The sequence below is a fragment of the Sphingomonas tagetis genome (assembly GCF_024211275.1).
In the GTDB taxonomy this organism is placed as follows: Bacteria; Pseudomonadota; Alphaproteobacteria; order Sphingomonadales; family Sphingomonadaceae; genus Sphingomonas; species Sphingomonas tagetis.
The window spans coordinates 165,330-178,104 of sequence record NZ_JAMLDX010000001.1; the positions used below are offsets into that span (position 1 = coordinate 165,330).

The window sequence follows — 12,775 nt, forward strand, 5'->3', positions numbered from 1 at the left end:
GCGGTTTTCTGCCGCTCACGGAAACTGGCACGGCGGTTGCGAAAGATAGGGCACACCCATCACTGGTGTGTAACGCTTCAGGGCGGGCAGCCATCGGTTGCCCGCCCGCCCGTTTTTCAGGCCCCAAAAACTAGGCGTAGATCACCGGCTGACCGTCGCGGCGGCGGCGGCGGCGGAAGAGCTTCGCGCCATCCTCTTCGAGTCGCACCTGTGCCCGTTCGAGCGCCTTGGGATAGATCTCCCCGAACAGCCGGTCGAAGGTGCGTGTCCAGCCATAGCGCTCGACCACCATCGCGCGGGCGCGGGCGCCGGTCAGCTGCGCGCCGTCTTGCCAGAGCTTGACGACGTTCGCCGCCATTGCCGCGGTATCGTCGACCGGGCCGAGCAGGCCAAGGCCTTCGGGCACGCGGTCGGGCATCGCACCGCTGGCGACGCCGACCACCGGCAGACCGCAGGACTGGGCCTCCAGCACCGAGATGCCGAACGTCTCGTCTGCCATCGCCGAGACGTAGATATCGGAAGAAGCGAGCGCGCGAGCGAGTTCGCGGCGGTCTTTCTCGAAGCCGGTGAACGCGATCGGCAGCCCGGAGGACTGTGCCGTCAGTTGCTCGCGCAGCTTGCCGTCGCCGACCATGACCATCGCCGCGCCCAAATCGGCGGGGAGCTTGCGGAACATCTCAACCAGCCGGTCGGCGCGCTTCTCATTGTCGATCCGCCCGGCATAGATCAGCAGCGGCCCGTCACCGGGCAGGCCGAGCGCGGCGCGATAGCCGGCGTCGCGTTTGGAAGGCGCGAACATCGTCGTGTCCACGCCGAGCGGGAGCACATCGGTGCGGGTGATCGTCTTTCGTGCAAGAATGCGCTGCGCGTCTTCGCTCAGCGTATAGACGCGGTCGAACTCACGATAAGTGACTTCGGCATAGCCATAGGCGAGCAGGCGCGCGAACCGCGCGAACACCTCGCCGCCCAATGCCTGCCCGACGCGATAGACGTGCGCGTTGGGGAAATCGGTGCGGTAGCCCGCGACCAGCGCGGTCTCGGGGAAGTCGCGGCGGAAATCGATCGCGGTCCATGGCAAGATCCACGGGCAGAGCGATTCGATGATGTCGGGACGAAACTCGTTCAGCACGTCGCGCACGGCATCGGTACGCAGAATGAACCGGTAATTGGGACTGCCGCGCACCGGTTCGGCGCCGATCTCGGCAAAGATGTGGCGGCCGTTGACGGTGATGCGATCCTCAGGCCCCGGCACGATCTGGAGCAGATGATGCCGCGTATGTGTCAGCACATAATCGCGCTTTTCGCGAAGATAAGTGCTGATGCCGCCACCGCCCGCGGGCGAATAGCTTTGCGTAAGATCACAAATCAGCAGGGACGAGTCGTCCCGTGCCGCCGCGCCGGGCGCGGCGGTTACTGGCTGAAGGAACATGGTACGCTAACCCTTTAACCACTCACCGCATTGTTACGCGGCAGTAACGCCCTTCTCTTCGAGAAGTTGCGCCAGCTCGCCCGACTCGTACATCTCCATCATGATGTCCGATCCGCCGACGAATTCGCCCTTCACATAGAGCTGGGGAATGGTCGGCCAGTCCGAAAAGGCCTTGATGCCCTGGCGCACGCCCTGGTCCTGCAGCACGTCGACGCTCTCGAACTCGACGCCGAGATGATTGAGGATCGACACCGCGCGGTTGGAGAAGCCGCACTGCGGGAACAGCGGCGTTCCCTTCATGAACAGCAGCACGTCGTTGCCATCCACCAGGCCCTGGATCCGGCTCTGGGTCTCGTCGGTCATCTCACTACTCCACTTGTTCTTTGGCAGCAGGTTCGCTTGCTGCCGGTACGGCGGTCGTCAATTGCAGCGCGTGCAGCACGCCGCCCATATTTCCGCCCAGCGCAGCATAGACCGCGCGCTGTTGCTGCAGCCGTGACAGGCCGCGAAAGCTCTCGCTCACCACGCGCGCCGCATAGTGATCGCCGTCACCGGCAAGGTCGGTGATCTCGACGCGGGCATCGGGAATGCCCGCCACGATCATCGCCTCGATCTCGCTGGCGGCCATCGGCATGCTACTTGGCTTCCATCAGCTGGCGGCGGGCCTCGACCATCTGGTCGTCGAGCGCCTGGCGCACCGTGGCTTCGTCGATCTCCACGCTGGCGGCGGTGAGATCGCCGACGATCTTGCGGATGACGTCCTCGTCACCGGCTTCCTCGAAATCGGCCTGGACCACCGCCTTGGCATAGGCGTCGGTTTCCTCGGGAGTCAGGCCCATCCTGGCCGCCGCCCACTGGCCGAGCAGCCGGTTACGCCGCGCGGTCACGCGGAACGCCATGTCCTCGTCCATCGCAAACTTGGTCTCGAAGGCACGTTCGCGATCATCGAAGGTCGTCATCACAGTCCCCTTGGCTGCACCGTTTCGCTTCGGAGATAGGTTCGCCGCGGCGGCATGGCAACGGGGAGACTGAAACTGTCCGCGCGGGCTTTGCGAGCCGCGCCGATGCGGTATAGCCACGGCCTCACGCGACGAGAGGATGCGGTACCGATGGATGAGTTCGGGATCGAGGGGTTCGACCTCGACGCCTTTGTCGCTGCGACACTGGCCGAGGATGTGCAGGGCGGCGACGTGACCTCTGCCGCGGTGATCCCGGCGGACGCCGCCTTTACCGGGGTGATGGACAGCCGCGACGCGATCGTCGCGGCCGGGCTGCCGATCGCGGCGGCGTTCTTTCGCGCGCTCGATCCGGCGGTTGAGATCGAGATCCTGGCCGAGGAGGGCGCGCGGGTCGCCGCGGGATCGGACCTGATGCGGCTGCGCGGCAATGCGCGCGCGCTCCTGACCGCGGAACGGTCGGCGCTCAACACCGTGCAACATCTGTCGGGGATCGCGACGATGACGCGAAGCTATGTCGACAAGATTGCTGGGACCGGCGCGACATTGCTCGATACGCGCAAGACCATTCCGGGCCTGCGCCGGCTGGAGAAATACGCCACGCGGATGGGCGGGGCGACCAACCACCGGATGGGGCTGTGGGACGCGGCGATGATCAAGGACAATCATGTCGCGGTCGCCGGATCGGTCGGAGAAGCCGTGCGCCGCGCCGTCGCGGCGGGGATCGAGCGGATCATCGTCGAGGTCGATCGGGTCCATCAGATCGAACCGGCGCTCGCGGCGGGCGCGACCCATCTGCTGCTCGACAATATGGACCCGCCGACGCTGCGCGGGGCGGTCACGCTGATCGGCGGACGCGTGCCGAGCGAGGCGTCGGGCGGTGTTCGGCTGGACACGATCCGCGCCATTGCGGAGACCGGCGTGACCTATGTCAGCGTCGGGCGGCTCACGCAGTCGGCGCCGGCGGCGGATATCGGGCTGGACTTCGCGCCGGTTTGACTCTTAGCTTGCCGTCAACAGGAGGGGATTGGCCATGCGACCGCAATCGATCATCAATTTCGAACGAGCCTATCTGGCGTCCGTGCTGGTCGGCCTGATCAATCTTGCCGTGAGCTGGAACACCAAGATCGCGACGATGGAAAATGATCCGCGCTTCAGCGGCAACCCGCAAATGGCGCAAATCGGCAGCGGGATGATGATCGGCATGGCCGCGTTGGGCGTGCTGATCTCGCTGCTGCTCTGGTATTTCGCGGCGCGGCGGGGCAGTGAGGTCGCCAAGTGGATCCTCGTGGTGTTCCTCGCTTTCTCGGCGGTCGGTGTCGCATCCTCGCTGGCGCAGTTCGCCGTGGTCGGTGCGGTCAGCACGGGCCTCGCGCTGCTCGCCTTCGCGCTCAACGCCTATGCGGTGTGGATGCTGTTCAAGCCGGACGCCAAGGCCTGGATGCGCGGCACGCCGGCGGGAACGACCGAACCGGTCGAATGAAGCGCGCGGCGGCGCTGGCCGCTGCGCTGACCATTGCACCGCCAGCTTCGGCCCAGGCGTTGCGGTGCGCCGTGCCGCGCGATGTGCCAGACGCAACCGGAACGGAGCAGGGTGTGCGGCGGATCGTTCCGGTCAGCGGCTACACGCTGGCGCTCAGCTGGAGCCCCGGCTTTTGCCGTCAATCGGGTCGGCGCTCGCGCTTTCAGTGCGGTGGCGGCAACCGCTTCGGCTTCGTGCTGCATGGCCTGTGGCCCGATGGCCGGGGCCGGCAATGGCCGCAATATTGCGCACCCGCCCCGCGTATTCCGCGTGCGGTCGTGCGACAGACCTTGTGCGCGATGCCATCGCCGCAATTGCAGTGGCACCAATATGCCAGGCACGGCAGTTGCTCGGGGCTCGATCCCGCCGCCTATTTCGCGCGGGCGAGGTCGCTCTATGCGCAGCTGCGCTATCCCGACATGGAGGCATTGTCGCGCGACCCGGGCCTGACGGCGGGCCGGTTCGCGGTGGCTTTCGCGCGGGCCAATCCGGGGGTGAACGCCGCGTCGATCCGCATCGAGGCCGGGCGCGACGGGTGGCTGGACGAGGTGCGGCTGTGCCTCGATACGGCCTTCCGCCCGCGCGCCTGTCCTTCCCACCTGCGCGGCATCGCGGCGAGCGCACGCCTCAAAATCTGGCGTAGACCCTAGCCTTCGATCGTTGCGGTCGACGGATGATGCTTGTCGAGATGCCGCCGGATCAGCTTCAGATTGCGGGTGTTGGAGCGGAAGAAGAAGTCGGCGGCGTCGCCCACGCCCGGAATCAGGCCGATCAGCCAGTCGAAACCGACATTGCCGGCCATTCGCGCCATCGCGCCCTTCGACATGCCGAGATTTCGCGCTTCCCACAGCATGTAAGCGCCCATGACGGCGGTGATGACGTCGCCGCCGACCGGGATCAGGCCGATCAACGCGTCGAGTCCGACGGTCTGGCGCGTGCCGGGAATGGTGAAGCTGCGCTCGAGCAGCTTTTCCATCGCCTCGACCCGGCGGCGGACCGACAGCGCGTCACGGCCGAGCGGTAGCTTGTCACCCTGCATGCGCGTCACTTCGGCCATTCCAACTCCTTATCAGGGCCGCTCCCGCCGCAAATGCGTCAGCGGATGCCAGGCGCGGCTGTTCTCCTGCCACGCCTGCAACCGCAACGCGACCAGCGACCAGCGCAGCGGCTGCGCGATCGGGATATAGGCACCGTCCTGCGTCATCGCCAGTTCGGCGGCCGCGATCCGCGAGGCTCGTTCGGGCAAGGTCGGGGCTTCGCGCGCCGCCTCGATCAGCGCCGTCAGCCCGTCGGGACACTGGCGGCAGGCGGTCACGAGATACCAGCGGCCGCTGTCATAGGGCGCGACTTCGTCGATCAGCCGCAGATCGGCATCCTCATCCGACCCGAGGCGCTGGGGTTGCAAGCCGATGTCGCGCAAGTCGCGCGCGACGCGGCTCCAGACCAGCGTGCCGCCGGGTCCGCCGGGCAGCGCGATGCGGATCGCGAGCGAGCCGTCGGGATTGGCCGCATGCCAGGCCGCGACACGGTTGCGTGCGAGGATGCGGCGGCCGTCGAGCGGCAATGATTGCCAGTCCGGAGCCGCTGGATTGGCGGACGAATCCAGCTTAGATGGCAACAGAGTCTCGACGATCGGCCAGTCGGGGCGGACCGATGCCGTCAGCGCGGCGCGGTCGATTGCCATCGCCAGCGCGCGGCGGTTGTCAGCGGTCGAGAGAAACCCCTCGCGCGAAACCAGCGCAAGACCGAACAGCCCCGTAGCCGGGTCGACATGGATATTGGCGGGCGCGATTTCGGTGTGCGCGAGCAACGGCCAGTCGCGGAAGGTGCCGCCGAGGACCAGATCGGACTCGCGCTCGGCGAAGCGGACGATTGCGCTCGCCGCGCGTTCGCCGCGCAGCAGCAGCGTATCGGTCGCCGCGGGTTCGGCTTCGGCAGCCTCGGCGCGAGCGGGATTGAATGCGGGACGCAAAGCGCGCCAGCCCGCCGGGCCGTCGGCGATCCGGAAAGGCCCGGTGCCCGAGGCATCGCCGACGCGAATGACCGCGAGTTCGGGCTGCGCGAACAGCTTGAGCAAGTCCGGACGCGGGCGCGACAGCCTGACTTCGATCACCTGCGGCGTCATCTCGACGATCTCGTCGATCACCGCGAGGAATGGCGCGAGCGTCGTGCGGCTGCGCGCGTCGATCGTGTGGCGCAGGCTGGCGACGACCTGTTTGGCGGTGACCGGTTCGCCGTCAGCCCATTCGGCCTCGTCCAGCCGGAAGATGTAGCTGCGGCCGCCATCGGTGACGATCCAGCGTTCGGCGAGACCCGGCTCGATCCCGCCCGCCGCGTCATAGCGGACCAGGCCTTGCGCGGTCGCAGCGGTATAGGTGCGGGCAGCCGCCGACATCGGCCCTCGGGCCGACTCGCGCAGCTCGGCGGCGCCTCCGATCACGCTGATCGTGACCGGCACGTCATCCGGCCGGCGCTCGCAACCAAGCGTCGCGAGTGCGATCAGAGCCGCGAGCAGCGGACGGTTACCAGGCATGGCGCCCGTCTTATGGGGCGGTGTCGAAGCTGCCAACCCTAAGTCGAGGCATCGCGGATGGTTTCCATCGCCACGAAGGTCGACGTGCTGGCGACATGGGGAAGGGCGGAGATGCGCTCGCCGAGCACTTCGCGGTAGCGGCGGATGTTGGCGGTGCGGACCTTCAGCAGATAGTCGAAGCTGCTCGCGATCATGTGGCACTCCTCGACCTCGGGGATCTTGAGCACGGCGCGGCGGAACGCTTCGAGCGCTTCCTCGCGCGTATCCGACAGTTTGACCTCGGCAAAAGCGACATGGTCGAGCCCGAGCCGCGCGGGATCGACGATCGCGCGGAAACCGCGGATCGTGCCGCTGGTGACGAGCCGCTTCACCCGCACCTGGCACGGCGTCTTGGACAGGCCGACGCGCTGCGCGAGGTCGGTGATCGAGATCCGGCCGTCCTGCCGCAGCACGTCGATGATCTTGCGGTCGAAAGGGTCGATTTCACTGTCGAATGGAATTTCCAAGAGCAATTTCTCCTTTGAATGACAAAAATTCAGACGAATTGATATCATTGATGCTAATCAAAAGTCGAATCGTCGATCGCGCTTTTGCTATGATGGGCCGTCCACAGCATCAGCAGGTTCGCCATGACGCCTTTCGCCGATTTCGCGCCTCCGGTTCGTCCCGCCACGCCGCTGCGCGCCGCGATCACTGCGGCCTATCGCCGGCCCGAGCCTGAATGTTTGCCGCCGCTGGTCGAGCAGGCGACGCTGTCCGAAGCGGCGCGCGAAGCCGCGCGCACGACCGCGGCTGCGTTGATCACCGCGCTGCGTGCCAAGCACAAGGGCACCGGGGTCGAGGGGCTGGTGCAGGAATATGCGCTGTCGAGCCAGGAGGGCGTCGCGCTGATGTGCCTCGCCGAAGCGCTGCTGCGCATCCCCGATGACGCGACGCGCGATGCGCTGATCCGCGACAAGATTTCGGACGGCGACTGGAAGTCGCATATCGGTGACGGCCGCTCGCTCTTCGTCAATGCCGCGACCTGGGGACTGGTCGTGACTGGCAAGCTGACCGGCAGCGTCAACGATGCAGGTCTCGCAGCGGCACTGACGCGGCTGATCGCGCGCGCCGGCGAGCCGGTGATTCGCCGTGGCGTCGACATGGCGATGCGGATGATGGGCGAACAGTTCGTCACCGGGGAGACGATCGCCGAGGCGTTGAAGCGCGCGCGGACGCTCGAGGCGCGCGGCTTCCAGTATAGCTATGACATGCTCGGCGAGGCGGCGACGACGATGGCCGACGCCGAGCGCTATTATCGCGACTACGAGAATGCCGTGAACGCGATCGGTCAGGCCTCGTCTGGTCGCGGCGTCTATGGCGGGCCGGGCATTTCGATCAAGCTGTCGGCGCTGCACCCACGCTATGCCCGGTCGCAGGCCGATCGGGTGATGGGCGAATTGCTGCCAAAGGTGAAAGCGCTGGCGCTGCTGGCCAAACGCTACGACATCGGCTTCAACATCGATGCCGAGGAAGCCGACCGGCTTGAACTGTCGCTCGACCTGCTCGAAGCCCTCGCGCTCGACCCGGCGCTGGCCGGGTGGAACGGCCTCGGCTTCGTGGTGCAAGCCTATGGCAAGCGCTGTCCGTTCGTGATCGACTGGATCGTCGATCTGGCGAAGCGCTCTGACCGGCGGATCATGGTGCGGCTGGTCAAGGGCGCCTATTGGGACGCCGAGATCAAGCGCGCGCAGGTCGATGGCTTGCCCGACTTCCCGGTCTATACCCGCAAGATCCACACCGACGTCGCGTACGTCGCCTGCGCACGCAAGCTGCTGGCCAACCGTGACCGCGTGTTCCCGCAATTCGCCACGCACAACGCGCAGTCGCTGGCGACGATCTACCAGCTGGCGGGACCGGACTTCGCGATCGGCGATTACGAATTCCAGTGCCTGCACGGCATGGGCGAGCCGCTCTATGACGAGGTGGTCGGCGCGGACAAGCTGAACCGCCCGTGCCGCATCTATGCCCCGGTCGGCACGCACGAGACGCTGCTCGCCTATCTCGTCCGGCGCCTGCTGGAGAACGGCGCGAACTCGTCCTTCGTCAACCGTATCGCCGATCCCGAGGTGTCGATCTCCGAGCTCGTTGCCGATCCGGTCGAGATCGTTCGCGCGATGGACGTGGTCGGCGCCAAGCATCCGATCATTGCGCTGCCCGCCGGACTCTATGGCGAGCGGCGTAATTCGGACGGGATCGACCTGTCGAACGAGACCGCGCTGACGTCGCTCGGCGATGCGTTGCGTGAGAGCGCGGCGGTGAACTGGACCGCGGCGCCGGCGGATAAGCAGGGCGTCGCGCGTCAAGTGCTCAACCCGGCCGATCATTGGGATATCGTCGGTACGGTGTTCGAGGCCACCCCCGAGACGGCGAGCGCAGCGGTGGAAGCGGCGCAGGCCGCGGCTTCAAGCTGGGCCGCGATATCGCCCACTGAGCGCGCCGCCTGCCTCGATCGCGCCGCCGACCTGATGCAGGACCGCATGCAGACCCTGATGGGCCTGATCATGCGCGAGGCAGGCAAGTCCGCGCCCAACGCGATCGCCGAGGTGCGCGAGGCGATCGATTTCCTGCGCTATTATGCGCAGCAGGCGCGCGCGACGTTGGGCGCGGCGCACAAGCCGCTCGGCCCGGTGGTGTGCATCAGCCCATGGAACTTCCCGCTGGCGATCTTCACCGGTCAGGTCGCCGCGGCGTTGGTCGCTGGCAACCCGGTGCTGGCCAAGCCCGCCGAGGAAACCCCGCTGATCGCCGCGCAGGGCGTCGCGATTCTGCACGAGGCGGGCATCCCTGCCGAGGCCGTGCAGCTGATTCCTGGCGACGGCGCAATCGGCGCGGCACTGGTGGCTGCGCCGGGCACACAGGCGGTGATGTTCACCGGCTCGACCGAGGTGGCGCGGATCATCCAGAAGGAACTGGCCAAACGGCTCACCGCGGACGGCGCGCCGATCCCGTTCGTCGCGGAGACTGGCGGACAGAATGCGATGATCGTCGATAGTTCGGCGCTGGCCGAGCAAGTCGTCGCCGACGTCATCGCCTCGGCCTTCGACAGCGCGGGACAACGCTGCTCGGCGCTGCGCATCCTCTGTTTGCAGGAGGACGTCGCCGACCGCATCCTCGCCATGCTCAAGGGCGCGCTGTACGAATTGTCGATCGGTCGCACCGACCGCCTCTCGACCGATATCGGTCCGGTGATCACCGCCGAGGCCAAGGACAATATCGACAAGCATATCGAGCGGATGCGCGGGCTGGGCCGCGCGGTCGAACAGATCGAATTGGCCGGCGAGACGGCGCACGGCACCTTCGTTCCGCCGACCATAGTCGAGCTCCAGAGCATCGCCGACCTCGAGCGCGAGGTTTTCGGCCCGGTGCTGCACGTCGTCCGCTACCGCCGCCGCGATCTCGACAAGTTGATCGATTCGATCAACGCCACCGGCTACGGTCTGACCTTCGGGCTGCACACGCGGCTCGACGAGACGATCGAGCATGTCAGCCAGCGGATCGAGGCGGGCAATCTCTACATCAACCGCAACATCATCGGCGCGGTGGTCGGCGTGCAGCCATTTGGCGGGCGCGGGCTGTCAGGGACCGGACCCAAGGCGGGCGGGCCACTCTATCTCGGTCGGCTGGTGCAGGCCGCGACGGTTCCCCCCGGGATCGCTTCGACCAGCGCCGATCCGGCGGTGCGCGATCTTGCGATCTGGCTCAACGGCACCGGCGATGCGGCGCGGCTGGCAGCGGAACGGTCGCTGCTGGGTGCCGAGGTCGAGCTGCCGGGTCCGGTCGGCGAGCGCAACATCTATAGCCTGCATCCGCGCGGGCGCGTGCTGCTGCTGCCGCAGACTCGCGAGGGGTTGATCGAACAGCTCGCGGCGGCGCTGGCAACGGGAAACCATGCGGTGATCGGCAACAGCGGATTGCGCAGCGAGCTGGCGGAATTGCCGCAACGCGTGGTTGGCCGGATCAGCTGGGCCGACGACTGGCGCAAGGCCGGACCGTATAGCGGGGCACTGATCGAAGGCGATGCCGACGCGCGCCGGGCCGCGCTCGCCGCCATCGCCGAACTTCCCGGCCCGATCGTGCTGCCGCAAACCGGCGAGCCCCGGCTCGACTGGCTAGTGGAAGAGGTCTCCACATCGGTCAACACCACGGCGGCTGGCGGCAATGCGAGCCTGATGGCAATGGCTTGACGCCACAGCTCCGACCTATTGCTGATCGGCGTTTTATATTTTGCCATTCCCCGCGCCGCTGCTAACCGCTCGCAAAAAGCGGGGAGTGTGCGGATGCGATATGATGTGCTGATCGTGGGCGCGGGGCATGGTGGCGCGCAGGCGGCGATCGCGCTGCGGCAGAACAAGTTCGAGGGCAGCATCGCGGTGATCGGCGACGAGCCGGAGCTGCCTTACGAACGCCCCCCGCTGTCGAAGGAATATTTCCAGGGCGAAAAGACGTTCGAGCGCATCATGATCCGCCCCGCTGCTTTCTGGGCCGAGCGCAATGTCGAGATGCTGCTGAGCCGCCGCGTCGTCTTGGTCGACCCCGAAGCGCACAGCGTCACCACCGCCGATGGCGCGACCATCGGCTATGGCCAGTTGATCTGGGCGACCGGCGGCAGCCCGCGCAAGATTCCCTGTGCCGGCAACGACCTAACCGGCGTCCACACGGTCCGCACCCGCGCCGATGCCGACCGCATGACCGCCGAGCTCGACGGGCTCGATCAGGCCGTAGTGATCGGCGGCGGCTATATCGGGCTCGAAGCGGCGGCGGTGCTCGCCAAGTTCGGCAAGAAAGTGGTGCTGCTCGAGGCGCTCGACCGCGTGCTCGCGCGCGTCGCGGGTGAGGATCTGTCGCGCTTCTATGAGGCCGAGCATCGCGCGCACGGGGTCGAGGTCCGGCTCGGTGCCGCGATCGACTCGATCGAAGGCGACGGCAAGGTCAGCGGCGTCCGCATGAAGGACGGCGAAGTCATTCCGGCGCAAATGGTGATCGTCGGCATTGGCATCATCCCGGCCGTGGAGCCGCTGATCGCGGCGGGCGCGGAGGGCGGCAACGGCGTCGCGGTCGATCACCAGTGCCGCACCTCGCTGCCCAATATCTTCGCGATCGGCGATTGCGCGCTGCACTCGAACGGCTTTGCCGACGACATGCCGATCCGGCTCGAATCGGTACAGAACGCCAATGATCAGGCGACGCTGGTGGCCAAGACGATCATGGGTCAGGAACTGGCCTATGATGCGGTGCCGTGGTTCTGGTCGAACCAGTACGACCTCAAGCTTCAGACCGTGGGCCTGTCGACCGGCCATGACGCGACGGTGCTGCGCGGCGATCCGGCGAACCGCAGCTTTTCGGTCATCTATCTCAAGGAAGGCCGGGTGATCGCGCTCGACTGCGTCAATGCGACCAGGGACTATGTTCAGGGCCGCAAGCTGGTGGTCGAGCGGCTGTCGCCCGACCCTGCGAAACTCGCCGACGCCGAGACGCCGCTCAAGGAACTCGCCGCCTGAAACATAGGACGCCCGGACGTTGATCCGGGCGCCCCTGGGGCAGCGCGCAAGGGGTCAGCGCACCGCCTTTGGTTTGGCTTTACGCGACCGAGCGATGCTCGATGGCTTCGGCCTCGCTGTTGCCGCCGATCGCGATCTTCTTGGGCTTCATCGCCTCGGGCACTTCGCGTACCAGCTCGATGACCAGCAGGCCATCGGTCAGGTCGGCGCTCTGCACCAGCACGAAATCGGCCAGTTCGAAGCGGCGCTCGAAGCCGCGATTGGCGATGCCGAGGTGCAGCATCTGCGCGGCATTGTTGTCCTGCGACTCGGTCTTCTTGCCGGCTACCAGCAGCAGATTCTGCTGCGCCGTGATCTCGATCTCGTCGGCCTTGAAGCCGGCGACGGCGATCGTGATGCGGTAGCGGTCGTCCGAGATCCGCTCGAGGTTGAAGGGGGGGTAGTTCTCGCTGCTGGACTGGCGTGCAGTCGTTTCGAGCATGTCGAACAGACGGTCGAAGCCGATCGTCGAGCGGCGGAAGGGGGTCAAGTCGATCTGACGCATGGAATGAATCCTCCAATGAGCAATTACAACGTCTTGGCTGCGCCCGGACCATCCGCGGCGCGATGCCAGCCCGGCCCCGAAGGCACCGTGCTTCGCTGATTTGGGAAGTGTGCGGCCGGTTTCAAGTCGGACGAAATGTGGCGAATGCACGATATAAAGCCCATCGATTGGATAGGAATAGAATAGCTTTGTGGCTAAACCCTAGCAACTTGGTGGAGTTTGCCTGGGACACCACAAGGGGACATTTCGTG

The 12,775-nt window shown here is 66.5% G+C and carries 13 protein-coding genes; 5 read left to right on the top strand and 8 right to left on the bottom strand.

Going from position 1 to position 12,775, the window contains the following annotated elements; all coding sequences use genetic code 11:
* Window positions 1-130: 130 nt before the first annotated feature.
* Genes M9978_RS00845 through M9978_RS00860 form a run of 4 tightly spaced genes read right to left on the bottom strand, consistent with a single transcriptional unit; the run spans window position 131 to window position 2,388 of the window.
* Window positions 131-1,429 (bottom strand): glycosyltransferase, encoded by a 1,299-nt coding sequence (locus M9978_RS00845; RefSeq protein WP_254290897.1) that lies wholly within the window; start codon window positions 1,427-1,429, stop codon window positions 131-133.
* 33 nt (window positions 1,430-1,462) lie between these two features.
* Entirely contained in the window at window positions 1,463-1,792 is a 330-nt protein-coding gene (gene grxD / locus M9978_RS00850) for a Grx4 family monothiol glutaredoxin (RefSeq protein WP_254290898.1), read from the bottom strand.
* 4 nt (window positions 1,793-1,796) lie between these two features.
* The gene (locus M9978_RS00855) at window positions 1,797-2,063 is read right to left on the bottom strand and encodes a BolA/IbaG family iron-sulfur metabolism protein (RefSeq protein WP_254290899.1); all 267 of its coding nucleotides are present in this window, start codon (window positions 2,061-2,063) and stop codon (window positions 1,797-1,799) included.
* A gap of 1 nt (window position 2,064) precedes the next feature.
* Window positions 2,065-2,388 (bottom strand): DUF1476 domain-containing protein, encoded by a 324-nt coding sequence (locus M9978_RS00860; RefSeq protein WP_254290900.1) that lies wholly within the window; start codon window positions 2,386-2,388, stop codon window positions 2,065-2,067.
* 150 nt (window positions 2,389-2,538) lie between these two features.
* Here M9978_RS00860 and nadC point away from each other — a divergent pair, with 150 nt between their 5' ends.
* From nadC to M9978_RS00875, 3 genes are read left to right on the top strand one after another with little or no spacing between them, the layout of a single operon-like run.
* A complete protein-coding gene (gene nadC, locus M9978_RS00865) occupies window positions 2,539-3,384 on the top strand; it encodes a carboxylating nicotinate-nucleotide diphosphorylase (protein WP_254290901.1) in 846 nt (281 codons plus the stop codon).
* A 34-nt stretch (window positions 3,385-3,418) separates the two neighbouring features.
* Window positions 3,419-3,868, top strand: coding sequence for a hypothetical protein (locus M9978_RS00870; protein WP_254290902.1), 450 nt, complete (start codon window positions 3,419-3,421; stop codon window positions 3,866-3,868).
* Window positions 3,865-4,557: a ribonuclease T2 family protein gene (locus M9978_RS00875; protein WP_254290903.1), complete on the top strand. Its 693-nt coding sequence runs from the start codon at window positions 3,865-3,867 to the stop codon at window positions 4,555-4,557. The genes M9978_RS00870 and M9978_RS00875 overlap by 4 nt, the downstream gene beginning before the upstream one ends.
* Here M9978_RS00875 and M9978_RS00880 read toward each other — a convergent pair.
* The 3 genes from M9978_RS00880 to M9978_RS00890 are packed head-to-tail and all read right to left on the bottom strand — an operon-like array spanning window position 4,554 to window position 6,946.
* Entirely contained in the window at window positions 4,554-4,964 is a 411-nt protein-coding gene (locus M9978_RS00880) for a DUF4112 domain-containing protein (protein WP_254290904.1), read from the bottom strand. The genes M9978_RS00875 and M9978_RS00880 overlap by 4 nt on opposite strands.
* Before the next feature lie 12 nt (window positions 4,965-4,976).
* Window positions 4,977-6,440, bottom strand: a complete 1,464-nt coding sequence (locus M9978_RS00885) for an ABC transporter substrate-binding protein (protein WP_254290905.1) — start codon at window positions 6,438-6,440, stop codon at window positions 4,977-4,979.
* A 38-nt stretch (window positions 6,441-6,478) separates the two neighbouring features.
* Window positions 6,479-6,946, bottom strand: coding sequence for an Lrp/AsnC family transcriptional regulator (locus M9978_RS00890; RefSeq protein WP_254290906.1), 468 nt, complete (start codon window positions 6,944-6,946; stop codon window positions 6,479-6,481).
* A gap of 123 nt (window positions 6,947-7,069) precedes the next feature.
* On the opposite strand from M9978_RS00890, the gene putA reads away from it, so the two are divergent.
* Window positions 7,070-10,666: a trifunctional transcriptional regulator/proline dehydrogenase/L-glutamate gamma-semialdehyde dehydrogenase gene (gene putA, locus M9978_RS00895; protein ID WP_254290907.1), complete on the top strand. Its 3,597-nt coding sequence runs from the start codon at window positions 7,070-7,072 to the stop codon at window positions 10,664-10,666.
* 93 nt (window positions 10,667-10,759) lie between these two features.
* Window positions 10,760-11,980, top strand: a complete 1,221-nt coding sequence (locus M9978_RS00900; RefSeq protein ID WP_254290908.1) for an NAD(P)/FAD-dependent oxidoreductase — start codon at window positions 10,760-10,762, stop codon at window positions 11,978-11,980.
* Window positions 11,981-12,059: 79 nt separating this feature from the next.
* Here the strand turns inward: M9978_RS00900 and M9978_RS00905 are convergent, their stop codons facing one another.
* A complete protein-coding gene (locus M9978_RS00905; RefSeq protein ID WP_254290909.1) occupies window positions 12,060-12,524 on the bottom strand; it encodes an Hsp20 family protein in 465 nt (154 codons plus the stop codon).
* Between the last annotated feature and the right edge of the window lie 251 nt (window positions 12,525-12,775).

What these genes read in the sequence shown, in the direction of transcription:
- M9978_RS00905 (WP_254290909.1), bottom strand. Translation starts at nt 12,524, where the DNA reads ATGCGTCAGATCGACTTGACCCCCTTCCGCCGCTCGACGATCGGCTTC.
- M9978_RS00880 (WP_254290904.1), bottom strand. Translation starts at nt 4,964, where the DNA reads ATGGCCGAAGTGACGCGCATGCAGGGTGACAAGCTACCGCTCGGCCGT.
- putA (WP_254290907.1), top strand. Translation starts at nt 7,070, where the DNA reads ATGACGCCTTTCGCCGATTTCGCGCCTCCGGTTCGTCCCGCCACGCCG.
- M9978_RS00870 (WP_254290902.1), top strand. Translation starts at nt 3,419, where the DNA reads ATGCGACCGCAATCGATCATCAATTTCGAACGAGCCTATCTGGCGTCC.
- grxD (WP_254290898.1), bottom strand. Translation starts at nt 1,792, where the DNA reads ATGACCGACGAGACCCAGAGCCGGATCCAGGGCCTGGTGGATGGCAAC.
- M9978_RS00845 (WP_254290897.1), bottom strand. Translation starts at nt 1,429, where the DNA reads ATGTTCCTTCAGCCAGTAACCGCCGCGCCCGGCGCGGCGGCACGGGAC.
- M9978_RS00900 (WP_254290908.1), top strand. Translation starts at nt 10,760, where the DNA reads ATGCGATATGATGTGCTGATCGTGGGCGCGGGGCATGGTGGCGCGCAG.
- M9978_RS00860 (WP_254290900.1), bottom strand. Translation starts at nt 2,388, where the DNA reads ATGACGACCTTCGATGATCGCGAACGTGCCTTCGAGACCAAGTTTGCG.
- M9978_RS00855 (WP_254290899.1), bottom strand. Translation starts at nt 2,063, where the DNA reads ATGCCGATGGCCGCCAGCGAGATCGAGGCGATGATCGTGGCGGGCATT.
- M9978_RS00875 (WP_254290903.1), top strand. Translation starts at nt 3,865, where the DNA reads ATGAAGCGCGCGGCGGCGCTGGCCGCTGCGCTGACCATTGCACCGCCA.
- nadC (WP_254290901.1), top strand. Translation starts at nt 2,539, where the DNA reads ATGGATGAGTTCGGGATCGAGGGGTTCGACCTCGACGCCTTTGTCGCT.
- M9978_RS00885 (WP_254290905.1), bottom strand. Translation starts at nt 6,440, where the DNA reads ATGCCTGGTAACCGTCCGCTGCTCGCGGCTCTGATCGCACTCGCGACG.